The following is a 26592-nucleotide window of genomic DNA, read 5'->3' on the forward strand; positions in this document are numbered from 1 at the left end:
ATTAATATGTATTCGCTTTTATCTCGAGCTTTCCTTCAATGAACTTGGAAATTTCGGCGAATTTTTTTTCAGCGTCGTTAGACTCTGACATATCAAACCATTCCACATTCATCTTGTTTCGAAACCATGTTAGCTGCCTTTTTGCATATCGACGGGAATTTTGCTTAAGATTTTCGATCGCCTTCTCCAGGGAGATCTTACCATCAAAATAATCGTAAAGCTCTTTGTATCCAATTGCCTGTATCGACTGGCAGTCTTTTAATCCCTTTTCGTAAAAGGACTTAACCTCATCAAGAAGCCCCTGCTCCATCATTAGGTCGACACGGAAATTGATTCTGCTATATAGCATCTCTCTTTCCATCGTCAGCCCGATTAACGCAGTTTCATACAAAAGTTCCGGAGATTGGTTTTCCTGCAACTCGCCCGCAGTTTTGCCGGTGCAGTGAATGATTTCCAACGCTCTGATCACTCGGCGGACATTATTAGGATGGATACGTGATGCACTTTCCGGATCGGCTTTTTTCAATTTTTCATGTAAATACTCCTGACCTTCAGCCTCTGCTGCTTGCTCCAAACTACATCTGAACACTGGATCAGAGGGTGCATCTGTAAAATGATAATCAAAAATCACTGACTGGATGTATAAACCAGTACCGCCGACGATCATCGGCATTTTCCCTCGAGAACTAATTTCATCGATTTTCTTCCGAACAAGCTCCTGGAATTCAGCGGTTGAAAAGCTTTCATCCGGTTCCTTGATATCAATTAAATGGTGGGGAATCCCCTCCATCTCTTCCACGGTGATTTTTGCGGTTCCGATGTCCATCCCGTTGTAAATTTGCATGGAATCACCGCTAATAATTTCACCGTCGAATTTCTTCGCAAGCTCGATGCTTAGCTTCGTCTTGCCAACTGCAGTCGTCCCAATTAACACAATCAATTTTTGTTTTTGTTCCAAAAAATTTCACACTGCCTTTTCATATAGGGTGTCAGCCATACCGTATCTGACATCTTCAATATATTTTACCATTAAATAGAAAGCAGTTGAACATCTATGCATTATACCCCTATTTTACAAATATTATTCTCTGATATCATCTTCTGAAAAAATTTTCCTCAACTTTTACAGTTAGATAACGATTCAGTAACAAACAAGCTTTCACCCCCAGATTCATGATAGTTTAATAGAAGTCTATGATGGTTAATAATTTTTAGGGAACTGGGTGAAAACACTATGTTATCAACTACAGAAATAGGGATTGATCTAGGTACAGCTAATACACTTGTATATAGTAAAAATAAAGGCATCGCCTTGAATGAACCTTCGGTTGTGGCGATAGATACTGAGACAAAAAATGTCCTTGCTGTCGGCAAGGAAGCTAAGGAAATGATTGGAAAGACTCCTGGAAAAATTGTGGCGATCCGTCCATTGAAAGATGGAGTCATTGCTGATTTCGATGTGACAACTGAAATGCTGAAGCAAATCATGAAGAAAGCTTCAAAAAAGGGCGGCTTTTCACTCCGCAAACCGGATGTTGTCGTCTGCACACCTTCCGGTTCAACAAGTGTTGAACGCCGTGCGATCCAGGATGCAGTCAGAAATGCTGGCGCAAAAAAGGTTCATCTGATTGAGGAACCAGTTGCAGCTGCAATTGGTGCTGGACTGCCCGTTGATGAGCCGGTAGCAAACGTTGTTGTTGATATCGGAGGGGGCACAACTGAAGTTGCCATCATTTCATATGGCGGTGTCGTTGCTTGCCATTCTATCCGCATCGCTGGAGACAGATTGGACGAAGACATCGTACAATACGTACGCAAAGAATATAATGTTCTCATTGGTGAAAGAACGGCTGAAAAAATCAAGATGGAAATTGGGTACGCGCTAGTTGATCATGAAATGATGGAACTGGATATCCGTGGCCGTGACCTTGTAACAGGTCTTCCAAAGACTGTTACCCTGAATTCTTATGAAATCAGGGACACAATCAGGGAATCTCTTCTTCATATCATGGAGGCAATCCGGGCTACTCTCGAAGACTGTCCTGCAGAACTGAGCGGCGATATCGTAGACCGCGGTGTAATCCTTTCCGGTGGCGGTGCATTGCTGAACGGGATTCAGGATTGGCTCGGCAGTGAGATGGTTGTTCCAGTACACATCGCACCGAATCCGCTGGAATCAGTTGCGATCGGAACCGGTAAGGCACTGCAATACATCCATAAACTTCAACCAGCTGTGAGATAAAATAAGAAAAGCGCAAGCGCCTTGGTCAGCCCCGACAAGCGCTGGAGGGCCTGACAGTGAAGTCGTTCTTTGACTTCATTGGCAGGACCGAAGCGACTCGAGGGGCTAGGCGCTGGAGCTGGACAAAGAAAAGCGCAAGCGTCTTGGTCAGCCCCGACAAGCGCTGGAGGGCCTGACAGTGAAGTCGTTCTTTGACTTCATTGGCAGGACCGAAATCGAAAAGTATAGCCGACTGCCCAGAAACGCAGAAACTGGAGACTCCGACAAAGAAGCGCTTTTTGCTTCTGCCGGCGGAGTTGAAGTTTCGGAGTTACTAGGAGGCGACACTAGACAATTCAAAATGCGGAGGCGACTGCCCAACTCCGACAAGCGTTGGAGGGGCTGACAGTGAAGTCGCTCTTTGACTTCATTGGCAGGACCGAAACGTCTCGAGGAGTTAGGAGCCGCAGCAGGACAAGCGACTCGAGGGGCTAGGCGCTGGAGCTGGACACTAATCTAAGGCATCAAAAAAGAAAGATTGCCAGTTTTTATTTGGCAATCTTTTTTCTGCTTCAAAATCTGACTATATAAATTGATAAAAAGTCATTTGTTAGCCTTTACTCTTTATACTGTTTCCTTAATCTGTTGAAGTATAGGAAAACGGGCAATGGGATGACGATAAAGCCGAGGCTTTTTATAATTTGATTGACCGCTCTGTCTTTTTGCCTATCCTTTTCTTCCTTAACATATATTTCATAATTGCTGCGAAGTTCTTCCTCGCTCATTTCTGTCTTCGAACCTTCAATTTTGCCATGGCTCACCATCTGCTTATATTCAGTAAAACTTTGATAGTAACCAGTTGGGCTAACTAGATCCGCTGTCGCCATGAAAATCGAAACCCCTCCGCCAATTACCATCATCAATGTAGCAAACAATACAAGATAAGTATATAAATGTCTGACCACTTTCTCTCCCCCTTGCTCTTTATTTTTCACTGCAAAAGCTACTATAAAAATCAGTACAACTACAGGTAGTATGAAAAATAATAATGAGAATACAAACAATATATCGCCCCCTTTGAATATTATAAGAGACAGTAACCCATTTAATGAATATATCATTTCATGTTTAATCAATTTCTTATTAGTGTAATTTTACACTATTATTATCTAAAATAGAAGAATTTTTATCCAACTGTAGTAATTTTTCATAAAAAAAAACAGTGAACCCAATTGGGAACACTGTTTCTTCAAGTAGAATACAGAGATAAATTTTCGTCGTCCAGCTTTCAGCGCTTGTCGAAGCTGATCAAGGCGCTTGCGCTCTTCTAATTACATTACCCGTTTGAACATTTTCTCCATTTCATAAGTGGAGTAATGAACGATGATTGGCCTTCCATGCGGGCAGGTGAACGGATCGGATGAACGACGCAACTCATCGAGTAATGCCTGAATTTCGTCGTTCCGCAGGTGGTGATTAGCCTTTATGGATGCCTTGCAGCTCATCATGATGGCTGCTTCCTCTCGAAGTTTTTTCAGATTGACTTTCTTCATCAACAAGAGTTGTTCAATCATGTCTTCAATCAGATCTTTTTCCTCCCCGCGAGGGAACCACTGTGGGTGTGAACGCACGATGAAGCTGTAGTAGCCAAACGGCTCAAGAAATACTCCTACTTTCTCCAGCTCATGCTGATGTTCATTTATTTTAATGCACTCATCCGCTGAATATTCAAGAGTGATTGGCACAAGCATTTCCTGTAGCTCAGTCGCCACCTCGCCTACTTTGTCCCTGAAGTACTCATATTTAATTCTTTCCTGGGCGGCATGCTGGTCAATTATATATAAGCCACGGTCATTCTGAGCTAGAATATAGGTCCCATGCATCTGCCCAATCGGATATAGAGGAGGGACTCGTGATTCTTGTACCTCTCCAACCTGTACTTGTGATGGAGGAGAATTCTCTGGTTCGAGAATTTCTTCTTCATCATGAACGAGTTCCTCATCAGAGACAGGGGCTGGAGCGTCGAAGGTCGTATTTTCTTGAGCTATAAAAGCATTTCTCCAGTCTGGAGCTCCCTGCTGTGAGCTATTTGGTGACTCGACAGTTTTATAGCTCCTGCTTAGCTCGGCAGCCTTTTCCTCAACAAATGGCTTTCGGTCTATGGTCGATTGTAAACTGGAAGGTTTACCTCCTGCTTCTGGCAAATGATCCAGCTCCATGAAGGTTTGTTCTGTCTTCGGTTTTTCCTGCTTATGAGTAACCATTCCAGCAGGAATCAATTCCTTCGTTTTGAAAGCATTCTTTATGACACTCGAGACTAGCTCATTCAACTCCTGTTCCTTGCTCAAGCGAACCTCCATCTTTGAAGGGTGAACATTCACATCAATCAAGAGCGGATCCATTTCAATATTCAAAAGAACAACTGGATACCTGCCGATAGGAAGTAATGTATGGTACCCTTCCTGTATTGCTTTTACCAGAGCATAATTTTTAATAAAACGGCCATTAATCATTGTAGAAATATAGTTGCGTGATGCCCTTGTGATTTCCGGCATTGATATATAGCCGCTAATTTTATAATCCAGTGATTCACCAGAAACAGGAATCATAGATTTAACCATATTAATACCGTATATGGCAGCGAGCACCTGTCGGACGTCCCCATTTCCTGTCGTCTTTAAAAGCTGTCGGCCATTATGGACAAGTCTGAAAGAGATATCTGGATTTGCCAGCGCCAGGCGGTTTACGACGTCTGTAATATTGCCAAGTTCGGTATGAATGGTCTTCATGTATTTAAGGCGCGCCGGAGTATTAAAAAACAGGTCTGAGATAATGATATCCGTTCCTTTACGGCTGTCTGCCTTACCAACAGACTCAACCTTTCCGCCTTCAATGACCACTTTATTGCCTTCGATTCCGGTCGATGTTTTCATTTCAAGCCTTGAAACGGAGGCTATACTCGGGAGCGCCTCTCCCCTGAACCCGAGAGTCCTGATCCGAAACAGGTCGTTTTCATTCTTGATTTTGCTCGTGGCATGACGCTGGAAGGCGACGAGAACGTCATCTTCCTCAATCCCGTCTCCATTGTCTGTGATCCTGACGCGGGCAAGCCCTGCTTCTTCAAGATCAATTTCAATTACTGTACTATTAGCATCAATTGCGTTCTCCAGCAATTCCTTAACAACAGATGCCGGCCGTTCTACTACCTCACCGGCAGCAATCTTATTTGATAACGCATCATCTAATTGAATAATTTTCGCCATTTCGTCACCTCCAGCATTTCGATCTATTATTTCAAGCTATTTTATTTACGCAGTCTCTTTTGAAGCTCATAAAGCATATTCAAAGCCTGCAAAGGTGTCATATCAAGGATTTCCAGTCCGTTTAATTGTTCGAGGACCTGCTTCTCCTTTTTGCTTGCACCACTAGCTTTCTTCTGTTCAGGTTCTTCATCAAAAAATGATAATTGCGACGCTGCTGCTGTTTCTGCGGCCTGAAGCATGCTTTGCTTGTCTTGTTCAGTTTGCAAAGTTTCCCGCACAGAATCTACGCTCTTCTTACTATTAAGCTCTAGCGAAACCTGTGTGTCTGTTTGCTCGAGCATGTGCAGGATTTCCGCAGCACGTTCTATCAGGTCTGCCGGTAATTCGGCAAGCTGGGCAACATGGATTCCGTAACTTTTATCAGCTGCACCCTCCCTGATTTTATGAAGGAAAACCACTTTTCCGTTCTGCTCAACTGCGCTGACATGGACATTCTTTAATTTTTTCAATTCATTTTCCAGTGAAGTCATTTCATGATAGTGAGTCGAGAATAGCGTCTTTGCGCTAATTTTATCATGGATATATTCAATCATTGCCTGAGCGAGTGCCATGCCATCATAAGTGGAAGTACCCCGGCCGATTTCATCAAAAAGGATTAAGCTGTCCTTCGTAGCATTGGTAATGGCGTTCTTTGCCTCAAGCATCTCGACCATGAAGGTACTTTGTCCTGAGACAAGATCGTCTGCTGCACCAATCCTTGTGAAAACCTGGTCAAAAATTGGCAATACTGCCTCTGCCGCCGGGACGAAACAGCCCATTTGAGCCATGATCGCTGTCAAGGCAACCTGGCGCATATATGTGCTTTTACCAGACATATTCGGTCCAGTTATCAGCAGGACTTCGCGTTCATTGTCCATATAACAATCGTTAGGCACATATTCCTGGGCATCCATTACTTTTTCGACAACAGGATGGCGTCCATCCTTCAGGACGATTTTCCTCTCAGCTGAAAAGGCAGGTCTTACATAATGGCGCTGTTCACTTAACTCTGCAAAACCAAGGATTACATCCAGCTCACTAAGAGCCCTTGCAAGCCCCTGCAATCTAGGAATATATTCTTTAATCGTCTCGCGGATTCCGGTAAAGAGTTGATATTCAAGCTCGACGCTTTTTTCCTCAGCAGCGAGAATCAAGTCTTCCTTTTCCTTCAGCTCAGGCGTGATGAAGCGCTCTGCGTTCGAAAGCGTCTGCTTCCGTTCATACTGGCCTTCCTGCAGCAAGTGCAGGTTGGCCTTCGTTATTTCGATATAGTAGCCAAAAATCCGATTATAGCCAACCTTCAAGGATTTTATGCCTGTTTTCTCACGTTCTTCACGCTCTAATTGAGCAATCCATGTCTTTCCGTTCCGGCTGGCATCTCGATACAGGTCAAGCTGGTGATCGTAGCCATCACGGATGATGTTCCCATCCTTCACAGAAATTGGAGGGTTATCAACGATTGCCTGTTCGAGGAGATCCGCTGCCTCCTCACAAGGATCAAGTCTGTCGGCCATCAGGGAAGCTTCCTGATGAGAAAGACTATCCAAAATATGCTTTAGCGACGGAACTTGTAATAAAGATCTCTTTAGCTGCATCAGGTCTCTTGGATTTAAATTGCCAAAAGCAACTCTTCCAGCCAAACGTTCAAGATCGTATACCTCTTTCAACTTTTCCCGCAATTCCTGGCGTTCAAAAAACTGTCCGACAAAAAGCTGCACCAGTTCCTGACGGCGGCTGATTTCAGCTTTGTTAATCAGAGGTCTGTTAATCCATTGCTTCAGCATCCTGCCGCCCATTGCAGTCATCGTCTCATCAAGCAGCCATAGAAGCGTTCCTTTTTTCGCTGTAGATCGAATTGTCTCTGTCAATTCGAGATTTCGCTTTGAGAAATAATCAATTTTCATATATTGCTGGACCTTGTAGACTGATACTTTTTGCAAATGGTCCAGGCTGCGCTTCTGGGTTCTGTACAAGTAATTGAATAGTCTTGAAGCTGTGTTTCTTAATTGTTCATTTTCCAGGTCAGCAAATAGTTCCGAAAAGCTTTCATTAAATTCAGTGTTATCCTCAATTGAAAGCGCAAGAATGGAACGTTCCTTCAGTTTCTTCTGGATTTCAGGCGAAAGAGAGCTTTCGATGACAACTTCCTTTGCACCTGAAATCGATAATTCATTAATAAGATCTTCGATACTGCCGGTAATTGTTGTGGCCCTGCTTTCCCCTGTGGATAGGTCGCTGCACGCAAACCCGAATGTGTTGACCGGGAAAACAGAAACAGTAGCGATAAAATTATTTTCTTTATCTAAAAGCCCTCGACCTTCCATTACTGTTCCTGGAGTGATCAGCTGGACAACTTCCCGCTTAACTACCCCTTTAGCAGTCTTCGGGTCTTCTGTTTGTTCACAAATTGCGACTTTGTAGCCTTTGGTAATCAGCTGTTCAATATAGTTAGGAGCGGAATGATAAGGAACACCGCACATCGGAATCCGTTCCTCACCGCCGCCCTCTCTGCTTGTAAGTGTTATTTCAAGTTCCTGAGATGCCTTTAGCGCATCCTCAAAGAACATTTCATAAAAATCGCCTAAGCGGAAAAATAAAAAAGCATCCTGGTAATCCGCCTTCACTTGCAGGTATTGCTTGATCATAGGGGTATATGTAGCCATATTATCCTCCAAAAATTCACTTTGCTTTATTGTTAGGATTTGTACAGAGATTCTGCCACTCCAGTTAATTTTATCATTTTCGGGTAATGCCAGTTGACCTGCTTTTACCCTATTTATTACATTGTTACGGTTTAGGGCAATGCAGCATGTACTTTTACTCGAATACCTTAATTCCTTCTTATTCAGTCAATCCAATCACTTTTCGACTCTTACTCTAAATATCTATTATAACTCGACAAAATATAATTTTCGATAGAATCCCCTTAAAAAGAATTACCAGTCCGTATATGGGCTGGTAATAATCAATTATATTTGATTCTTTCTAGTCCTATTGTGAAAAATAGTAAGCTGAAAGCAATCAGGATTACAGAAAAAGCCTCAACATCATTGTATTTCTTGGTCTTACGAAAAAGAAATCATTCAGGATACATCGGGCAAATAAAAAAGCAAGACATTCGTATGTCCTGCTTCTAAGGTTGAAATACATTATATTTCAACGCTGTTTCTACCCATTCATATCGCTTGTGTGTACCTAACTTGTCACCAATTTTCTGTCGGTGATTTTCAACTGTTTTGACTGATATATCAAGCCTTTCAGCTATGTCTTTCTGGGAATACCCTTTAACCGTAAGGATGAATACCTCTTTTTCTCGCTTGGTGATTGGAAGATCAACCAAATTGAATTGGTCACCCTCTGTATCATCTTCCCATATATGTGTATCGAACACCTTTTGGTTCGCTAAAATTTTATCTAGAGATTGGACGAGATCATCCCGCTTCAGCTGCTTGATCAGATAGCCATCAGCTCCAGCTTCATATGCCTTCTTTTGATAACCGATATCATCGTGCATAGAGAAAATGACTATTTTCGCCTCCGGGAGCAGCTTCCTAAGCCTTTCCAAAGTCGTCATGCCATCCAGGCCGCCCGGCATCGAAAGGTCCAGAAGTACCAGGTCTGCAGGAAAGTCCGAGGCAGCTTTAACAGCTTCATAGCCATCACAGGCACAAATCCTCCCATCAATGCAAAAAGATTGCTGCAATAGCATGCTCAGCCCTTCCCGGACGATTTCATGGTCATCAATGATCATTAAGTTCATCTTCTCTCACCCCCTTCACTTTTGTCAAAGAAACAAATCCTTCCACCCTAGTTGGGCCGCCTGCTTTGCTACTCCACTTAATGTCCCCGTCAAGCATCTTGCAGCGTTCGTACATATGCTTTAAACCAAGCCCTTTCGTTTTACATCCAGTTGATATAAAGCCATTGCCATTATCATAAAATTGAAAGAAGATATATTGGTAGTATGTCTTTAAATGAATGGAGAAATAGGTTGCTTTTCCATGGCGAACCGAATTTGTGATACTTTCCTGGATGATTCTGAATAAATGAAGTTCTTTTTCCGGATCCAGTTTCTGTTCCTTATCGAGTTCCATCTCTAAGAAGATATCGATTTGGTACAGCTTTCTCCAATCCTTAACCGCTTGCCGAAGCGATTTTTCCAAACCGATGTCATATACAATTTCAGGCCTGAGGCTTTTGGTGAGACTCTTAATATCTTTAAGCGTTTTTTCCATGACATTGACCATGTTGGTGACGTGATTTTGATATTTATCTTCGCTGATATTCTGTTTGATTACCTCGAGGCCAAGGAATATGCTATAGACACTTTGGCCAATATGGTCGTGTAATTCCATGGCAATCCTTTTACGCTCTGCCTCCTGTGCTAGCAGCGTTTCCTGTACAAGCAGCTCATGGAATCTTGCCCGTTCACTATTTTCGTTCTGGACTGGAGGCCGTATCCTTAAAACATAATAGACCTCTGCTGATATAATCATTTTTTTTAAAGACATCTCAAACTCTTCTAGTCCCTCATACACTGCCATATGGGAGTTGAAAAAAGGTATGGGATTATCAGAGGTTAATATACATCGGTTCTCATCCACTTCCAGCTCTCTTTCCTGGCAATAAGTACAGTAAGGTACTTTCTCACCAAGCTTCCAGCCGGTCATGTCAACTGCTTTTTCATTAAGATAATGAATCGTACGATCTTCAGCCATAACAATCATGCCTTCAGGCAGATGGTCGACAATTTCTCCCAAAATTTCTGGTTGTATCAACATAATTGATCCCTCGCTAAAACATCTCTTCGTCGCAACTCCATTTTAACCTCTATTTCAGCTGATACTTCCTCATGTTTATTAACATTAAGTGAAATCTACAGCTGTTTTATGTCTTATGAACATAAAGCGCAAACGCCTCGTTCAGACCCGACAAGCGAATTGAGGGCCAAGGCGCTGGAGCTGGGTGAAGAAAACTTCATCAAGTTTTCCACACCTCAATAAATTTATAAATTCATAGTTACCCATAAAAAAAAGACCCAATAAGAGTCTGAGTTAACAACATAACTATTTTCGTATTTACTGTGATCGTCTGTTTCACAGAGATCGTGAAATCGGTATGCTAATTAAAACTGATTCAGTTTTCTGTTGTCTGCTACGTAAGTTTATGCTTTCTTATGAAATAAAAAAACAGGCTGAGATCAGCCTGTTCAAAAGGAATGCCATCATTTCAATGTTTTAAGAACTTCCTCAATATCCTCATTGATCATTTCAGTTGCCTGAGTCATTGTCCTGACATCCTTTGATGCCCAGTAATCATATAAACGTGCCAGGTCATTACGATTATATACTTGACTACCATAGTGACTGTAGAAGTAGGCAACCAATAGATTGACGACATTGCCAGGAAGTTTGTTTCGGGTTGAAATCGATCTTAGTGCAATATTCTCAAGTCCGCGGATGTTATTATCAGTGAATTTTTCTACTACTTCAATTGGCATGGCGTTTTCACAAAATGTAAGAAATTCTGGATCGGTTAATTGTTTTTTCATTTGAAAATCTCCTGCTTAAATTTAATTATTCATATGTTTCCAGCGCGTCTTCTATAAGTTCAATGTCCTCGGATATTGATTGTTTTAATGTCGAACTTTCACAACGCTGGTATTCTTTATGAAGTCTTCTTAGTTCTTCGTAAAAAATCCGATATTCAAAGTTGTTATTCATAATCGCCCTCATTACTTTTTACTGTACTAAGAAATGTTTTCCCATTTATACCTAATGTCAAACAAATAATGAGATTGTGATTAAGCTAACATTACCATTAAGCTGTCGATGAAGGAAAGAGGCAATTTGGTTCATTTGAATTCCCCAACAACGTTGATGATAGATTTTTACCAAGATGCATTATTCATCAAGCAAGGATGAGTTATTTCATCTTATTTTCTCACTGTTTTCCAATCATTGTCAAAGCCTTTTGCAGGGCCCAACTCTGATGTTCATGAAATAACATTTTCACTGCTATTCCAGTTTCAACCCACCTAAGTTGATGGTCAGCCTCTACAGGTTCTCCCGAATCTCCGACTATTTCCGCACGATAAAAATACCCTTTGCCTAGATAATACTGCGAATCCTTATCAGAATAAAAATAACGTTGTGCATTTCCAATCCATTCTCCGATTTCAAGAAGCTTCCCCATTTCTTCCATGCCTTCTCTTACTAGACACTCCCCATGACTTTCACTTCCCTCCATCCCACCCCCTGGCAGGAAGTACTTCCCGTCGCTTGTCTGAATTAAAGCAATCCAATTCTTATTTTCATTAAGTATTATTCCATAGACACCAGGCCTCGAGGTATAGCTTATTCCTAATTCAAATTCTCCAAAGGTAATCATTTTTATTCCCCTTCAATTTTTTTGTAACTATTTTCATCCTTTTACTTTTCGTGTTTTTTCATAAATCTCCTTCCATTTCAGAGAATTACATTTGAACTAGGGCTTCATGATTTTTTTTAAAATACAGACTAAAATATTAGGGAAGAGAAGATGGAAAAGTAACTGGATTTGAACTAAGATCCTGCAATCTACAAAAGAGTTGCGATGCCTTTAGAGGTGAATGTTTGAAGTGTAATGATCAGCATGAATACAGCTTCTAATCCCTATAAATATAAAACAAGCTGAACCTTGGCAGGTACAGCTTGTCTAAGGTTATAATGAGTATATGCGCGGCTACTCTGCTCTGAAAAGAATCCTCATAGATATTGCAAAGAGGGTATGAAAAGTTCCAAAAAAAGGTCAGTAAAACAAAAAATCCGTGTTCTTAGGTGTGACCGACTGAATCCATGCAGCTTCTGCCGAATTCTTTGCAGTGACTGCAAATTCCGTAGCCCAGTGGCTAGAATGGAAAATGACTTCACCCTGCATAATAAAATTTACGGTGAACCACTTGAATCTATGATCCTTTTCACATTTGTTCAGAAGTAATTCTTTGGCGGTATTTATATTGGTCATTTTAAAAACAGTCATGTGATCGCTGACGTGAACAAAACTATTATAATCAGACTGAATTTCCTGAATTACATCCTGTTCTTCATTCCAGCAATGTATTTCCACAATATCAATTCCTTCAAGGAAATGTTCAACTAACGGCTTCCAATACATATAATCATCAGGGAGTGGAAAGGTAGTGTCCACTTCCTCAGAATAACTCCAGGGTATCGTAAATTGCACCTTCACTAACATCCCTCATTTACATCATAATTGGGAATAATATTCTGCTTTTTAGTCTGATATCCCTTCTTTTAAGTCCATTATTCTATTAAATTAATACATAAAAGACCTGGACATATTCTGCCCAGGTCTGCTTGCTCTATTTACAAAAATATTACAGGTACTGCTGCAGCCAGTAACAGATAACGCAGGATAAATCCGCCTGCAAGTACTGCACTTTCCGTAATCAAAGTAGATGTAATTCCTTGAAAACCGGAGGCAGCTACTTCTATTCCTGCCTGGCTCTGATGAAATTTACTTGAATTCCATAATTCGAGAGCCTCAATACTTATTGGAACCATCAATCCGATTACAATTAAACCGATCCAGAATAAAGTACTGTACTCACCAGAAAGCAGCAAGGAAACAGATTGTGCTGCTGACTCATTGGTTGATGAAGTGATCAGAAACATTGTGAAGATCAGGAATATTTCGGAAATCAGCAATGTTAAGTGGATTTTTTTGATGGACATCACTTGATGAATCACCTTTTTGTCCAAGATTGCTGAGCCAATCATTGTACCGGCAATTCCCGTTGAGAATGCCGACACCACGAACAGGATTGGTAAAATGGCGGTATTCCATAGCGGCACGGCCCCAATGACACCAATCAGGAAGCCGGTGTAAATGGCTGTAGCGACAGCAAATACGATGCCGACGTACTCCACGATTTTATTAGTATCTTTTTTTAGCAATTCCATTAAAGCAATATAGGCTGCAGCCATCATGAAAAAGCTAATGAAATAAGTACCGATGGTCATGACAGAACTGAAATTTGTAAACAAATAGATGAAGCGTAAAGGATCCTTCAGACCTGCTTCTGCATCGACAATAAGAAGCAATAGTCCTATTCCCATAAAAATCGGGCTGATTAATCTTCCGACAATCCTGACTGTTTTGGCATCAGGATATTTCCTTGCTGCATAGGAAGATGTTAAAAACGCACCGGCACTAAGTCCAGCAAGAAATAAATAGGCAGCGATAATTGTTCCCCAAACCATTATAATCACCTCACGTAGTAAATTTTTGCCTTGCCTAAGTCCGGCCTTAAAGGCTGGGCATTCATTTTAATAATCGCTTTTGAAACTTCACTGTTCGGATCATCTAAATCACCGAATATCCGGGCATTGCTGATGCATGTGCTGACACAGGCTGGCTGTTTACCCTCCGCCACAAGCTCAGCACAGAAGCGGCATTTTTCAACTACCCCGGTATTATGATCTTGTGTTCTCGCACCATAATGGCAAGCCACCATACAATACTTGCAGCCGATACACTTATCTGAGTCTACTAGTACGATGCCTTCCTTTGTCGTGTAGGTAGCCTTTGTCGGACAGACACTTACACACGGAGCATCTTCACAGTGCTGGCATTGTACAGGAATGATTTCATTCTTGACGTTTGGGAATACTCCCGTTTCTTTTTCGTAAAACTTAATATATGACTCTTCAACCGGAAGCTCATTCTGCATCTGGCAGCTTACCCGGCAAGCATAACAGCCGACGCATTTTCGTGTGTCTATTACCATTCCATAGCGTGCCATTAGCTCTTCACCTTCCTAACCTTCACGATTACTTCGTGGATATTTCCTGCTCCACTCCATTTTTCAAAATCGAATGGTACATGTTCCATATAGCCAAATCCTATGCCTTGTCCTATCTTTAAATCCTTTGAAGTGATTCCATAATGGCTTGGCACAAAAATCGCTTCTGGGTGGATTCTTTCTGTTATCTTCACTCGAATTCTGCTTGTTGCTTCACTGGATTTCAATTCAACCATATCTCCATCCTTGATTCCCAGCGCTTTGGCACGAACAGGATTGATCCAGATTCTCTCTAAATCATAGTCCTTTGTAATCTGCATTAAAATTGGAATGTTAGCTGTTTGAGTATGACTATGGATTGCCTGTTTCCCAGTGATCAGACGGAAAGAATCATCTGCCGGGCTTACTTTCGGCTCTATCCATTCGACAATCGGTTTAAAGCCAGCATCTTTATATGTTTCACTATAAAACTCTACTTTGCCTGAAGGTGTCTTCAGCTTCGGCATTTCCCCTAAGGTGATTTCCTCATTCTGAAACATGATAGTTCCTATATCCCTTAGCTGTTTGTACGTAATCCCTGTCGGAGCGAGCATCGCTTCGTTCAATTCATCAAGGGAGAAGTTAAAATATTGCCCAACTCCGCAAACTTTAGCTAACTCTGAATAGATTTCATGTATTGGTTTTGTCTCCGGGTGAACCTTTTCAACCATCTGCTGGCGAAGAGCGATACCTGGAATCTTTCCTGATAGACCTTCAATTACTTCATCACGTTCAATATAAGTTACTTCTGGAAGGACATAGTGTGCCAGTTGTGCCGTTTCAGACATTTGTACATCGATGGCCACAACTAGATCCATTTTAGAAAGAGCTTCCTTCATTACTTTTGGATTTCCATAGCCTAGCGCTGCATTAGAATGGTAATAAATAGCTGCCTTCATTTTTCCTTCCAACGCTTCTTTTGCAACGATCGTTGCAACACCGTGACTGTGATAAGCAAGTGGGAATTCCTTCTTACCTGCTTTTGGAGCCTCAGGTTCTTTCGGATTAGGGTGTATCGATTCATTTAAGTTTCCAAGGTTAGGTTTACCGCCAAATATACTTCCGCCTTTTTGCTGGTAGTTACCAAGTAAAGCATTGAACATCGCTACTGAACGGCCGGTTTCAGTACTATTTTCATAGTTACAGCCGAATGCTCCTCTCCACGATTGCTCAATCAACGCCTTCGGCTTGGCTTTGCCCATATCAATCGCAATTCGAGTGATTGAATCTGCAGATATACCCGTAATTTTTTCTGCCCATTCAGGTGTATATTTTTTCAATTCCTTCGCGTATTCCTCAAAACCAACAGTGTAGTTTTTAATGAATTCCATGTCATGCAGGTTTTCCTTTATCAATACATGGGACATGACCAGCACTAATGCGAGATCTGTACCAGGACGAATTGCAAGCCACTCGGTTGCCAGGTTGCCAGTATTATTCAAACGTGGATCGACAATGACTATCTTCGCTCCATTGTCTTTTGCAGCTGCTAATGCTTGGACGGAACTTGGACGGATGCCATCTCCATAACTCCTGCCAATGAACATAATGTATTTTGCATTGCTGATGTCAGCACTAGTTGACGATACACCAACCGTGTGCAAGAACCCTGAATCCCTTGAATTTGAACAAACAACATGGTGAGTATAGTAGTTCGACGAACCAAGCGCATTGATGAATCGAGGAGAATAAAATTTTCCTGAAGCCCGCGGATCTTCCGTCAATGCGACTGACTGTGGACCATATTCTTTGATAATCTTGTTCAATTTTTCTGCAATTTCCTTGTAAGCTTGTTCCCAAGTAATCGGCTCGAATTTCTTTTCACCGACACGCTTTAAAGGCTGTGTCAGCCTATCCTGGGAATAAACAACCGTCGCGTAACCATGCCCCCTGGCACATAGCTTCCCTTTTGAATAAGGGTGATCAGGGTGCCCTGTCAGCTTCCATAAACGCCCGTTTTTGACATGGCCTATCATTCCGCATTTACTTGAACATGCATTGCATGTACTAGGTATTTCCTTTATATCTGCATTTGCTCCTGCTTTAACATATTGATTGGACCATTCATTAAAGCCTACTGTCCCCGCAGATGCCAGTGCAGCCGTTGCTGCAGAGGCTTTAATGAATCCTCGACGTGATAATTTTGTATCAACCATTTTCTCTAGCCCTCCTTTTACTCCAGACCGATAAACATTATTAATTTTTTTCTTTAGCGCTTATACAAGGCATTGTTGTGATCGATGCTTTCTTCCGTTACTTCTGAATGTAAACTTATTATCTCTTTCGCAGAGTACCCAGTCCCTTTAATGGAATCTGTTAGTATAGCTCTTTTTAAAAGGAAGTCCTTCACTAAAAGCATCACCACCTTCAAGATTTGAAGCTTTTCAGGCAACTATTTCGTTGTGCATTTACTATTTCAACCAATGCTTTCGTCAATCTCTGATAAAATGGATGAGCCGTTACATCTGCAAGCTGCGATTCGAATTCATCGAGCCAATCAAAATGATCATCCAAAAATTCAGCAGCGGTATGTTCGGGGGCATTCTCAATGAAATAAGCCAACAATTCCAACAAGATTGCTAGATGGTCCGGCATACCCTGTAATTCAACAGGGATTTCAATCTTAAGCTTATCTAACAGGTAATTGATATGTAACGCCGAATCTCCTAATATATACCCTTTGTCCCTGGCAAAGGGCAGAGTGCATGTGTCATCCAGTGTCCACTGTTTGTATAAACATTCAATCGGAAGTGCAGCCTTCTTTTGCGTGCTGCCAATAGAGCCCATGTATAATTCTCTAAATTCTTCATAGTTCTCTGGCAGGACTTCCACTATGAAAATGTCGATATTAAAAAGTTCGTTGACCGCTTCTTCCAGCTTCTTCAGTAGATCTTGCTGCTGAATCTCATCCCAGATATCTCTGGTTGGCTGTTTATAAAGATCTGCAAGGACTATAAAAACATTCGCACACTCTGTTTTTTTATCTAAACCAATCACCGGGATTCACCACCTTTCGATTACAACTTCACTATATTTCAATCAAGTTTGTGAAACAATATACATTCTGTGGATATTCCCCCTAGAGTATGTGAAGGATTTCACCTAATACTAACGGTTGTCTTCCTTTGGAGATTATAAAGTAGCACTAAAAGACACCGAAACAAAGGCATTATGACGCTTTCATCAAGTAAGGAAATGTGAACATTCCTTTAAATATGTTTGAATATCCTGCAAACTCGCCACTATTTAGAAGCTATAGTCGTAGAATAGAAATATATGAATGATCATTCTTGAGGTGACCTATATGTCGCTACTAACCAATTGGCTCGAAAGCTTGAGCTATGAACTGGAAATATCAGAAGCGTGTTCAAAAAAGAAAAGTCCGTTGAGTACCTGTACAGCTTGTATCGAAGAATGCCCACAAGTGGCACTAACTATCGAAGATGGAACTCTTAAGTTAGATAAAAAGGCTTGTTCTCTCTGCGGATTGTGCATAACGGTTTGCCCGCAGCAGGCAATTGAAGGTCAGTCGCCTTCAAGGGAGGTGATCCAGGATCAACTTCTATTACAAGATGATTCCCCGCTTCCAAGCTTCATGGAATTGCTTTATTTCCATAAAAAAGGAGTCCGCTTTATTCAAAAAGTAGCTGCTGAGGAGGAGTTAGATAAACGCGTTGGGAAAGTCAATGAAGTTTTGAACGTCATGGAGCTCGATCCACTATTGATTACCAAGACCATATCAATTAAGGAAGAGACTCAACCAAAGCTATCAAGACGCGGTTTTTTCACGAAACTCTCGATGGATGGCAAAAGAACTGTCCTGTCTTCAGTAACGCCAGTAAAATGGAGGTTCAATGAGGACCGCTTTAATTCTTCTAACCTGTATAAAGAATGGTCGTTTCATGAAGTAACGATACATGAGGAAACATGCACATTATGTGAGGCGTGTTTTAACATATGCCATGCAGGGGTTTTCACACTGGAGAACGATATACTAACCATTGATGATCAACATTGTTCAGGGTGCAACCTTTGCTTGGACATCTGTCAGCAATTCGGTATTCAGATCGTTCATAACATCCACAAGGGACGTGAAGCAGCCTATCATGTGAAGAAAAATGAGTGTCTTACTTGCAGAAGCAGTTTTTACTCATGGGAAGAATCAAATGAATGTGATATCTGCAAAAAAATGGATAAACCTAATTTTTTCCTGTAACAACCTCTCAAAATATTAAATGAGGCACCGGTGCAAAGCTGCTGCATAAACAGCTTTGAAATCGGTGCCTTCCCTTTTTTCGCTACAAAAAAAACTAGGAAGTGAAAGCTTCCTAGTTCGATGTTATTCTTCCTCTCCCAGGAGGAAGTCTGGGTTCAAGTCTTCGAATTCGTCATCATCGATGCCATGACCCCACTCGTCATCATCGCAATCGCATCCGCCTGGATGAGTGACAACGCATACCTTCGTCTCACCGATAACTTCCACAAGGAATTCCCTCTCGACGTGAACGATGATTTTGTTGCCATTAGGCGAAATGACCGCTTCAATGCAGTTAGGCTGCTGCAGCACCTCGACAAGGACATCGTGGTCATCCAAGCAGTCAGGATCACGGTACTTCAGCTTGATGACATCGCAGTAAGTTACTTTCTCCGTCACTACTTCAGTTTTTGTATTATCATCAAAGGAGTACCAGATGTTGGCTTCGTAAGACCCGTTTACTTCAACCACTTTCCCTACCTTTTTTGCCTTATACTTATGGTTTATGACCCAAGCGCCCAGAATGCTGCTCGGATTATGCGCTGGGTTGATCGTATGATTGGACTGCGTGAATTTGCGTCCTTTCGCTACGACGGCTTTCGTAATAATCTCTCTGTAATCTCCCATTGCGAGCGAAACCTCCTCAATCTTTTTCAATTCATCCTATGCGTGATATTAGACTAGTGTGCGATTAATTTTAGAACTGCTGGTAAAAACTTAGGCATAGTTCATTGTATGCCCATATGCCCTGAATGTTCCCAATTGAAGAAAGTTGATGGGGATTTAGATTGCATTAAAGTGACGCGCACGAGGAAGGTACTTGCGAAGTCTAATCAAAATTCGGGATCCGATTGACTCTTATACATAAAGAAATGGCACCTGAATATTCAGGTGCCATTTACTGATTGTTATTTAATGATTGTGCGTATGGCAGCTTGCTTCGTTTTTCAGAGCCGCTCCTGTTTCACCGCGAAGTACATCTCCACCAGTGGATGCAACTACCTCATCAGTAACTGTATTGGATATCGTTGTGGCCACGAGCTGAAGCAATTCATTAACATCGATTTGCGACTGCTTGAATTCTTGTACCACCGGAATTTCATCAAGTTGTTGTTCTAAAGAAGCAATTTTTGCTTCAGTTTTCTTCAAAGCTTCTGTTTTTCCATAGTGTTGAAAGTTAACAGCCTGTTTTTGAAGACCTTTAATAGAAGAAATAAGTGTTTTCACTTTTTCATTCTCATGAATCTGTGCTTCCGCACGCTTGAAGAAGTCAACTTCTTCTGTTTCCGAAATCATTCTTGCGATTTCTCTTGAACGCTCGATAATGTCATCTTTATTGTATTTTGCCAACTTAGTTCACCTCAACTGGTTCGATTTCTTCTACCATTTCCCCGTTTAAAGACCATGTTTTTGCATTTGTGATCTTTACCTTGACGATTTTGCCGATTGCTGTTTTAGTCCCAACAAAATTGACAAGTTTTAACTTACTTGTATAACCTGCAAGAACATCTGGGTTGTTTTTGCTTTCACCTTCAACGAGGACCTCAACAATCTGATCCTGATATTTCTTCATAGACTGTGCAGATTGCTCATTCACAAGTGCATTCAGGCGTTGAAGACGCTCTTTTTTCACTTCCATAGGGACATTATCCTGCATTTTAGCTGCAGGTGTTCCCTCCCTTGGAGAGTAAATGAATGTATAGGCTGCTTCATAACCAACTTCACGGACAAGTGACATTGTTTCCTCGAACTGCTCATCCGTCTCGTTCGGATAACCTACAATAATATCTGTAGTCAATGTAGCATTAGGAATTGCTGCCTTGATCTTGCCGACAAGTTCGAGATATTCTTCCCGGGTGTACTTTCGGACCATAATCTTCAATACATCAGTAGAACCTGACTGTACTGGAAGGTGGATGTGGTCCATCAGGTTACCGCCCTTTGCCAGCACTTCAATCAATTGATCATCAAAGTCACGCGGGTGGCTGGTTGTAAAACGAATGCGCGGGATATCAATTTTACGGATTTCATCCATCAATTCACCGAGACCATATTTCATATCCAAGTCTTTTCCATAGGCGTTTACATTCTGACCAAGAAGGGTAATTTCCTGATAGCCCTGTGCTGCAAGCTGACGGACTTCCTGGATGATATCCTCAGGACGGCGGCTGCGTTCTTTGCCTCGTGTATAAGGAACGATGCAGTAAGTGCAGAATTTATCACAGCCATACATAATGTTTACCCATGCTTTAATATTGCCTTTGCGCACCTTTGGAAGGTTTTCGATTACGTCCCCTTCTTTAGACCAAACTTCAACGACCATTTCTTTGGACATGTATGCTTCCTGGAGAATATGTGGCAAGCGGTGGATATTATGCGTACCAAAAATCATATCAACCTGGTTATAGGTTTTCAAAATTTTGTTAACGACAGATTCTTCCTGAGACATGCAGCCGCAAACTCCCAAAAGCAGATCAGGCTTTTCTCTTTTAAGATGCTTCAAATGTCCAAGTTCACCAAACACCTTGTTCTCAGCATTTTCCCTGATTGCGCACGTATTCAGGAGAATGACGTTCGCATCCTCAACACTGTCAGTAGGTTCATAGCCAAGACCAAGAAAAATACCTGCCATGACTTCTGTGTCGTGCTCGTTCATCTGACAGCCGTAAGTGCGGATGTAGAATTTACGCCCCTGTCCCATACCAATGAACTCTTCAGGGATATCGAAGTCTTTATGATACTGAACTTCTTCCTTGCCGCGTTTTTTTGCATCCTTCAGGGAAGGAGCTGTATATACTGCTTCAAAATACTTGCTGTAATCCTTGCTGGATTTTTTGTCCGAAGAATTTTCAGTTAGTACTTGCTGTCCTTCCAAGCGTTGATTTTCGTTCATTATAGATCTCCTTTCATTAGAAAGCGAGCAGGCAGATTGATAGAGCATGTCGCTGGTGCTAGCTTCACAAACAGTTCTGCTTTCTACTTTTAAAAGGGCTATATTTCACCCTGAAAATATAAAATATACACATTATAATAGTATAAACTCTTCAATCAATGAACACAATAGCAGGCACTGGAAATACAACATTCTCAGTAAAAAAAGCAGGCTTAATAAATTATATTACCTAACAGATTATCAATTTGTAGTGATGCTGGTCACTAATTCTAGTATTAGGAAAATTTTATAGGAATAACAAAACCCCAATCTTGGATGATTGGGGTTTTAATTCATTCCGGCTTGATTTCCGGATTTACATTACATGAATTCAGCAACTAGCTTATCAAAGTGAGCTTGATCTAGCTTCAGGTCAGCTTGAGAAAGCGGAGTTTCTGAATAACCGCTTATTAGCTCCTGATAAGATTTACGCTCTGTATTTTGATAAATTAATCCAGTCACAAGACCGTTGTGCTGCATCAAAGTCTGCATTGCAGCTTCTCGGTTTGATGGATCATATCCTTCAATATCACCAAGCTTTGTTAAGTTTTCCTTGAACCAGTCGTAAGTATTTACCTTGTTGTAAGTTACACAAGGGCTGAATACGTTGATTAAAGAGAATCCTTCATGCTTGATTCCAGCCTCGATTAGCGCAGTCAAGTCCTTCAGGTCTGTTGAGAAGCTTTGTGCCACGAAAGTAGCGCCAGCTGTCAAAGCCAGTTCCATTGGGGAAATGGCCTGCTCGATGGAACCTGCAGGAGTAGATTTCGTCTTGAATCCAGCAGCCGAACGCGGGGAAGTTTGTCCCTTTGTCAGACCATAAATCTGATTGTCCATGACAATGTAAGTGATATTGATGTTACGGCGGATCGCATGGACTGTATGCCCCATACCGATCGCGAAGCCGTCACCGTCTCCACCGGAAGCAATAACGGTTAGATCACGGTTGACCATCTTAACGCCTTGGGCGATTGGAAGCGCACGGCCATGGATTCCGTGGAAACCATATGAGTTAATATATCCGGAGATACGGCCTGAACAGCCGATCCCAGAGATTACAGCCAGATTTTCAGGCTCTAAACCAACATTGGCAGCTGCACGCTGCATAGCTGCCTGTACAGAGAAGTCGCCACAGCCAGGGCACCAGTTTGGTTTTACATTATTGCGAAATTCTTTAAAAGTCGCCATCCTAGAACAACTCCTTGCATTTTGTGTGGACTTCCTGCGGCAAGAATGGATTTCCGTCATACTTCAGGATCTTATGGATCTTCTCATGACTTCCGACATTCATCTTCATGATGTTTGCCAGCTGTCCTGTCGCATTGTTTTCAATCACTGCAACTTTCTTTGCAGATTTTACAAGCTGCATCATTTCATCAGCCGGGAATGGATGTACCAGGCGCACGTGAGCGTGGTTTACTTTCAAGCCATCCTTCTCAAGTCTTCCCATTGCCTCTTCAATTGCACCTCTTGTAGAGTTGAAACCTACGATCAACAAATCAGCTTCCTCATGCGGAGCATTCTTGTGGATTGGCGTATTGAACTTTAGATTGCTGATCTTACGCATACGCTTATCCATTTGCGCAATACGGTTAGCAGCAGATTCCGAAGGCTTTCCTGTTTCATCATGCTCAACACCAGTAACATGGTGGATACCGTTCTTCATTCCTGGGATTACACGCGGTGAAACACCATCCTCAGTCACTTCATAACGCTTGAAATATCCTTTATTATCAATTTCAGGAAGAGCTTCTGTAGCCAATTTACCACGGCGGATTTCCACTTTATCAAACTCAAGCGGTTCAACTGTCTGCTTTCCTAAAGATAACTGCAAGTCAGTCAACATAATGACCGGACACTGATATTCCTCAGCAAGGTTGAATGCTTCTGCTGCATCGTAGAATGCTTCCTGGACAGTACTTGGAGCAAAGACGATTTTAGGAATCTCACCGTGAGTTCCATAAATCATCGCCATTAAATCTGACTGTTCCTGTTTTGTAGGAAGTCCAGTTGATGGGCCGCCGCGCTGTGTATCTACAATGACAAGCGGTGTTTCAGTGATACCTGAAAGGCCGATTGCTTCCATCTTCAATGAAAGACCAGGTCCTGCTGAAGCTGTAATGGCACGTACGCCGCCATAGTTAGCGCCGATTGTCATAGTGACAGCTGCGATTTCATCTTCAGTCTGGATCACTGTTCCGCCAAGAGCAGGAAGTTTCTTGATTAAATATTCCATGATTTCTGAAGCAGGTGTGATTGGGTATGCAGCCATGAAACGGCACCCTGCCGCTACTGCGCCAAGAGCGATTGCATCATTACCAATCATGAACAGACGTTTCTGACCATCAGCCTTTTCAAGCTGCATTGTCTCAGCTCCGCCTAATTGTTCTTTTGTATATTCGTAGCCAGCTTTGATGGCTTCCATATTTTTATCGACAACTTGTTGTCCTTTGCGTCCAAAAATCTCCTGGACGACTTCTTCAAAAACTTGGATATCCAAGTCTAGAATTGCGCTAGTCGCACCGATGGCAACCATGTTTTTCATAAGAGATGTTCCCAATTCAGTAGCCATTTCCGTAAATGGAACCGCATACATTGCAGCTTGAGTATCCTCAGGCTTTTTTGGGTCAAACTTCGCATCAGCAATAATTACGCCGTTCTCATGCAATTCTTTGTAGTTTACATCGATTGTTTCCTGGTCGAAAGCTACAAGAATATCTAAATCGTCAGAAATAGATCGAACCTCTGTAGTGCTTACTCGAATCTTGTTATTTGTGTGTCCGCCCTTGATACGTGATGAAAAGTGACGGTAGCCATACAAGTAGTAGCCTAGACGGTTCAATGCAATAGAGAAAATTTCCCCGGTAGATTCAATTCCTTCTCCCTGCTGTCCGCCAACTTTCCATGAAAGTTGATTGATCATCTCTTACACCCCTTTAGATACGTAAAAAAATATGTAAAAACGCTTCGTTATTAAGTGTAGCACTTTTCCAAGTAATTCACTAGAATTAAACGGTTTATATCTTGTATTTCATGCTGAAATCTAGCAAATGGATGGTACTAAACGCTTACAATTCTAGACCTATGTGAATAAAAAAGCAACCCTTTAAGAATAATTATTGACGAAAATATGAATATTTTTTTATTTATTAAAATATTATAAGTTTCTTACTCAGCACCCCTTGGAATACTGTCCAGAAATTCGCTGTCTCCTTTGAATTTACGATCCTTGTACAGATAATCTGGTCGCCATATTCCCATAAAGGAACTTACTAACTTGTATATCAGAATAATATTTTTGTAATTCATTCCAAAGTTTTTCATATTGTTCATTTCCCTCGAGATTTTTTACAGTGAATTCAATTCCGTCAAAATCTGATCCGAATCCAACATGATTTTCTCCTCCAAGAGAACAAATGTGATCAAGATGGCGAACCACATCATCAATTGAAGCAGAATCTTTTATACCTGATAAGAATTCCGGTACAAAGGTAACTCCAATGACTGAATCCCTTTCAATCAGAGCATTAATCTGCTTATCCTTAAGGTTGCGCGGATGGCGGCAAAGCGAATAACAGTTTGAATGGGAAGCGAATACCCTGTCAGCTGCTTCCATTACATCCCAGAATGCCTGTTCAGATAAATGTGAGACATCGCAGATTGTCCTCGTTTCATTCAAAAGCTGGACAACTTGACGTCCAAACCTTGAAAGACCCGCTCCTCGTTCTTCAAGGGCACCATCAGCTACATAATTTCCAAAATTCCACGTCAACCCTACTGAACGTACTCCGAGTCTCAGCAAAGTGCGCAATTTCAATAAATCCTGCCCAATCGCATCACAGCCCTCCAGAGTGAGCACTGCACCAATTTCATCATGTTCAAGGAGCTCAATGTCCGCCTTGTTCTTAATCAGCTTGATTTGCGGATGTGACCTTAAGACTTTTTCATAAAATAAATCCGCCATCCTTAGGGCAGCTTCAAATTTCAGGTCAGGGTGAACAGATTCAGGTACATAGATGGCGAATAATTGGATTTTTGTAGCCGATGCCTTCAGCCGTTCAAGATTGACCTGCAATTCAGGAGATTTGGAGAAATCAAGGGACGGATCCATAAACAATTTATAAAGCACGTCACAATGAGCGTCATAGATTTTCATAATAATACCCTCCTCTTTACATCCATCATACTTCATAAACCATAAAGAAACCTGCTTGCAACAGCAAACAGGCTGATAATAACCAATAGGGATTCTTTAAAGCCTTAATCTATCTATAGGCGCTTACGCTTTCATCTGGGTTCAACAATCAATTTAATGGCTGTCCGTTCTTCGCCATCAATCAGGATATCAGTAAATGCCGGGATGCAAATTAAATCGACTCCGCTAGGTGCTACGAACCCTCTTGCGATCGCTACTGCCTTAACGGCCTGATTCAATGCACCCGCCCCGATAGCCTGAATCTCTGCGCCACCTCTTTCTCGCAGTACTCCAGCAAGCGCACCAGCTACAGAATTAGGATTAGATTTTGCTGAAACTTTTAATATCTCCATTCCTGGCTCCTCCTTATATTATCCCGTCCTGGACGTCTTAATTGGACATCCAGTTTAGTCTGTTCCACTGCTACTATATTCAGGAGGAAGACCTCATATGACCTTCAGTTAAAAAAAGCATTGTAAATGATGACGATGTTTTGTTGGGTATGGTTCTGTGTGAGGCTGATTGCGGGGTTGATCGTACTTTCCTCTTCATAAAGGGTATCGTTCGGGCCTTTTCGTACCCTTATACGGTCTCTTTCCTCTTCATAAGGGTATCGTTCAGACGGTATCGTACCCTTATGCGGTCTCTTTCCTCTTCATAAGGGTATCGTTCGGGCTTTCTCGTACCCTTATGCGATCTCTTTCCTCTTCATAAGGGTATCGTTCGGGCCTTTTCGTACCCTTATGCGATCTCTTTCCTCTTCATAAGGGTACCTTTCAGACGGTATCGTACCCTTATATGGACTCTTCCCTCTTCACAAGGGTATCTTCCCCAGGTTGAAC

The 26592-nt window shown here is 41.8% G+C and carries 24 protein-coding genes; 3 read left to right on the forward strand and 21 right to left on the reverse strand.

Features of this window, described 5'->3' with window-relative positions; all coding sequences use genetic code 11:
* Position 1 precedes the first annotated feature (1 nt).
* Positions 2–958, reverse strand: a complete 957-nt coding sequence (miaA, locus tag LC048_RS12370) for a tRNA (adenosine(37)-N6)-dimethylallyltransferase MiaA (protein ID WP_306050398.1) — start codon at positions 956–958, stop codon at positions 2–4.
* Between the two features lie 276 nt (positions 959–1234).
* On the opposite strand from miaA, the gene mreBH reads away from it, so the two are divergent.
* Together mreBH and LC048_RS12380 are read left to right on the forward strand one after the other, a co-directional pair.
* The gene (gene mreBH, locus LC048_RS12375; RefSeq protein WP_226601371.1) at positions 1235–2242 is read left to right on the forward strand and encodes a rod-share determining protein MreBH; all 1008 of its coding nucleotides are present in this window, start codon (positions 1235–1237) and stop codon (positions 2240–2242) included.
* Positions 2243–2420: 178 nt separating this feature from the next.
* Positions 2421–2627: a hypothetical protein gene (locus LC048_RS12380; RefSeq protein WP_306050400.1), complete on the forward strand. Its 207-nt coding sequence runs from the start codon at positions 2421–2423 to the stop codon at positions 2625–2627.
* A gap of 211 nt (positions 2628–2838) precedes the next feature.
* Here LC048_RS12380 and LC048_RS12385 read toward each other — a convergent pair whose 3' ends face one another.
* From LC048_RS12385 to LC048_RS12445, 13 genes are all read right to left on the reverse strand, one after another.
* Complete coding sequence (locus LC048_RS12385) at positions 2839–3285, reverse strand: hypothetical protein (RefSeq protein WP_226600702.1); 447 nt, start codon at positions 3283–3285, stop codon at positions 2839–2841.
* Between the two features lie 267 nt (positions 3286–3552).
* On the reverse strand, positions 3553–5484 hold the full coding sequence (mutL, locus tag LC048_RS12390) for a DNA mismatch repair endonuclease MutL (protein ID WP_226600701.1): 1932 nt from the start codon (positions 5482–5484) through the stop codon (positions 3553–3555).
* A 41-nt stretch (positions 5485–5525) separates the two neighbouring features.
* Positions 5526–8186, reverse strand: coding sequence for a DNA mismatch repair protein MutS (gene mutS, locus LC048_RS12395; RefSeq protein ID WP_306050402.1), 2661 nt, complete (start codon positions 8184–8186; stop codon positions 5526–5528).
* A gap of 470 nt (positions 8187–8656) precedes the next feature.
* Positions 8657–9283, reverse strand: a complete 627-nt coding sequence (locus LC048_RS12400; RefSeq protein WP_226600699.1) for a response regulator transcription factor — start codon at positions 9281–9283, stop codon at positions 8657–8659.
* Positions 9264–10304 carry a sensor histidine kinase gene (locus tag LC048_RS12405; RefSeq protein WP_226600698.1) on the reverse strand — a complete coding sequence of 347 codons (1041 nt, stop codon included), beginning with the start codon at positions 10302–10304 and terminating at the stop codon, positions 9264–9266. The genes LC048_RS12400 and LC048_RS12405 overlap by 20 nt, the downstream gene beginning before the upstream one ends.
* Positions 10305–10747: 443 nt before the next feature.
* Complete coding sequence (locus LC048_RS12410; RefSeq protein ID WP_226600697.1) at positions 10748–11074, reverse strand: hypothetical protein; 327 nt, start codon at positions 11072–11074, stop codon at positions 10748–10750.
* Positions 11075–11099: 25 nt separating this feature from the next.
* Positions 11100–11246, reverse strand: coding sequence for a hypothetical protein (locus LC048_RS12415; protein ID WP_226600696.1), 147 nt, complete (start codon positions 11244–11246; stop codon positions 11100–11102).
* 220 nt (positions 11247–11466) lie between these two features.
* Complete coding sequence (locus LC048_RS12420) at positions 11467–11913, reverse strand: NUDIX hydrolase (protein ID WP_226600695.1); 447 nt, start codon at positions 11911–11913, stop codon at positions 11467–11469.
* 399 nt (positions 11914–12312) lie between these two features.
* Entirely contained in the window at positions 12313–12753 is a 441-nt protein-coding gene (locus LC048_RS12425; RefSeq protein WP_306050404.1) for a hypothetical protein, read from the reverse strand.
* 137 nt (positions 12754–12890) lie between these two features.
* On the reverse strand, positions 12891–13787 hold the full coding sequence (gene nrfD, locus LC048_RS12430) for an NrfD/PsrC family molybdoenzyme membrane anchor subunit (RefSeq protein WP_226600693.1): 897 nt from the start codon (positions 13785–13787) through the stop codon (positions 12891–12893).
* A gap of 5 nt (positions 13788–13792) precedes the next feature.
* On the reverse strand, positions 13793–14329 hold the full coding sequence (locus LC048_RS12435; RefSeq protein WP_226600692.1) for a 4Fe-4S dicluster domain-containing protein: 537 nt from the start codon (positions 14327–14329) through the stop codon (positions 13793–13795).
* Positions 14329–16524, reverse strand: coding sequence for a molybdopterin-containing oxidoreductase family protein (locus tag LC048_RS12440; RefSeq protein WP_306050406.1), 2196 nt, complete (start codon positions 16522–16524; stop codon positions 14329–14331). Before LC048_RS12440 ends, LC048_RS12435 begins: the two co-directional genes overlap by 1 nt.
* Positions 16525–16735: 211 nt before the next feature.
* Entirely contained in the window at positions 16736–17365 is a 630-nt protein-coding gene (locus LC048_RS12445; protein ID WP_226600690.1) for a TorD/DmsD family molecular chaperone, read from the reverse strand.
* A 307-nt stretch (positions 17366–17672) separates the two neighbouring features.
* Between LC048_RS12445 and LC048_RS12450 the strand changes: the two genes are divergently transcribed.
* Positions 17673–18584, forward strand: coding sequence for a 4Fe-4S dicluster domain-containing protein (locus tag LC048_RS12450; protein ID WP_226600689.1), 912 nt, complete (start codon positions 17673–17675; stop codon positions 18582–18584).
* A gap of 123 nt (positions 18585–18707) precedes the next feature.
* Here LC048_RS12450 and LC048_RS12455 read toward each other — a convergent pair whose 3' ends face one another.
* From LC048_RS12455 to spoVS, 7 genes are all read right to left on the reverse strand, one after another.
* On the reverse strand, positions 18708–19250 hold the full coding sequence (locus tag LC048_RS12455) for an outer spore coat protein CotE (RefSeq protein WP_226600688.1): 543 nt from the start codon (positions 19248–19250) through the stop codon (positions 18708–18710).
* Between the two features lie 285 nt (positions 19251–19535).
* Complete coding sequence (locus LC048_RS12460) at positions 19536–19973, reverse strand: YlbF/YmcA family competence regulator (RefSeq protein ID WP_226600687.1); 438 nt, start codon at positions 19971–19973, stop codon at positions 19536–19538.
* 1 nt (position 19974) lies between these two features.
* Positions 19975–21516 carry a tRNA (N6-isopentenyl adenosine(37)-C2)-methylthiotransferase MiaB gene (gene miaB / locus LC048_RS12465; RefSeq protein ID WP_306047904.1) on the reverse strand — a complete coding sequence of 514 codons (1542 nt, stop codon included), beginning with the start codon at positions 21514–21516 and terminating at the stop codon, positions 19975–19977.
* 360 nt (positions 21517–21876) lie between these two features.
* On the reverse strand, positions 21877–22743 hold the full coding sequence (locus LC048_RS12470; protein ID WP_306047905.1) for a 2-oxoacid:ferredoxin oxidoreductase subunit beta: 867 nt from the start codon (positions 22741–22743) through the stop codon (positions 21877–21879).
* A 1-nt stretch (position 22744) separates the two neighbouring features.
* Positions 22745–24478: a 2-oxoacid:acceptor oxidoreductase subunit alpha gene (locus LC048_RS12475; protein ID WP_226600684.1), complete on the reverse strand. Its 1734-nt coding sequence runs from the start codon at positions 24476–24478 to the stop codon at positions 22745–22747.
* Between the two features lie 297 nt (positions 24479–24775).
* The gene (locus LC048_RS12480; protein WP_306047906.1) at positions 24776–25711 is read right to left on the reverse strand and encodes a dipeptidase; all 936 of its coding nucleotides are present in this window, start codon (positions 25709–25711) and stop codon (positions 24776–24778) included.
* A 131-nt stretch (positions 25712–25842) separates the two neighbouring features.
* A complete protein-coding gene (gene spoVS / locus LC048_RS12485; protein ID WP_010193268.1) occupies positions 25843–26103 on the reverse strand; it encodes a stage V sporulation protein SpoVS in 261 nt (86 codons plus the stop codon).
* Positions 26104–26592: the final 489 nt, after the last annotated feature.

It is taken from the genome of Mesobacillus subterraneus (assembly GCF_020524355.2).
GTDB classification, from domain to species: Bacteria; Bacillota; Bacilli; order Bacillales; family Cytobacillaceae; genus Mesobacillus; species Mesobacillus subterraneus_C.

Bases quoted from the DNA above. Each gene is read 5' to 3' on its own strand.
- mreBH (WP_226601371.1), top strand. From the start codon at position 1,235: ATGTTATCAACTACAGAAATAGGGATTGATCTAGGTACAGCTAATACA.
- mutL (WP_226600701.1), bottom strand. From the start codon at position 5,484: ATGGCGAAAATTATTCAATTAGATGATGCGTTATCAAATAAGATTGCT.
- mutS (WP_306050402.1), bottom strand. From the start codon at position 8,186: ATGGCTACATATACCCCTATGATCAAGCAATACCTGCAAGTGAAGGCG.
- LC048_RS12400 (WP_226600699.1), bottom strand. From the start codon at position 9,283: ATGAACTTAATGATCATTGATGACCATGAAATCGTCCGGGAAGGGCTG.
- LC048_RS12405 (WP_226600698.1), bottom strand. From the start codon at position 10,304: ATGTTGATACAACCAGAAATTTTGGGAGAAATTGTCGACCATCTGCCT.
- LC048_RS12410 (WP_226600697.1), bottom strand. From the start codon at position 11,074: ATGAAAAAACAATTAACCGATCCAGAATTTCTTACATTTTGTGAAAAC.
- LC048_RS12415 (WP_226600696.1), bottom strand. From the start codon at position 11,246: ATGAATAACAACTTTGAATATCGGATTTTTTACGAAGAACTAAGAAGA.
- LC048_RS12420 (WP_226600695.1), bottom strand. From the start codon at position 11,913: ATGATTACCTTTGGAGAATTTGAATTAGGAATAAGCTATACCTCGAGG.
- nrfD (WP_226600693.1), bottom strand. From the start codon at position 13,787: ATGGTTTGGGGAACAATTATCGCTGCCTATTTATTTCTTGCTGGACTT.
- LC048_RS12435 (WP_226600692.1), bottom strand. From the start codon at position 14,329: ATGGCACGCTATGGAATGGTAATAGACACACGAAAATGCGTCGGCTGT.
- LC048_RS12440 (WP_306050406.1), bottom strand. From the start codon at position 16,524: ATGGTTGATACAAAATTATCACGTCGAGGATTCATTAAAGCCTCTGCA.
- LC048_RS12450 (WP_226600689.1), top strand. From the start codon at position 17,673: ATGTCGCTACTAACCAATTGGCTCGAAAGCTTGAGCTATGAACTGGAA.
- LC048_RS12455 (WP_226600688.1), bottom strand. From the start codon at position 19,250: ATGGGAGATTACAGAGAGATTATTACGAAAGCCGTCGTAGCGAAAGGA.
- miaB (WP_306047904.1), bottom strand. From the start codon at position 21,516: ATGAACGAAAATCAACGCTTGGAAGGACAGCAAGTACTAACTGAAAAT.
- LC048_RS12470 (WP_306047905.1), bottom strand. From the start codon at position 22,743: ATGGCGACTTTTAAAGAATTTCGCAATAATGTAAAACCAAACTGGTGC.
- LC048_RS12475 (WP_226600684.1), bottom strand. From the start codon at position 24,478: ATGATCAATCAACTTTCATGGAAAGTTGGCGGACAGCAGGGAGAAGGA.
- LC048_RS12480 (WP_306047906.1), bottom strand. From the start codon at position 25,711: ATGAAAATCTATGACGCTCATTGTGACGTGCTTTATAAATTGTTTATG.
- spoVS (WP_010193268.1), bottom strand. From the start codon at position 26,103: ATGGAGATATTAAAAGTTTCAGCAAAATCTAATCCTAATTCTGTAGCT.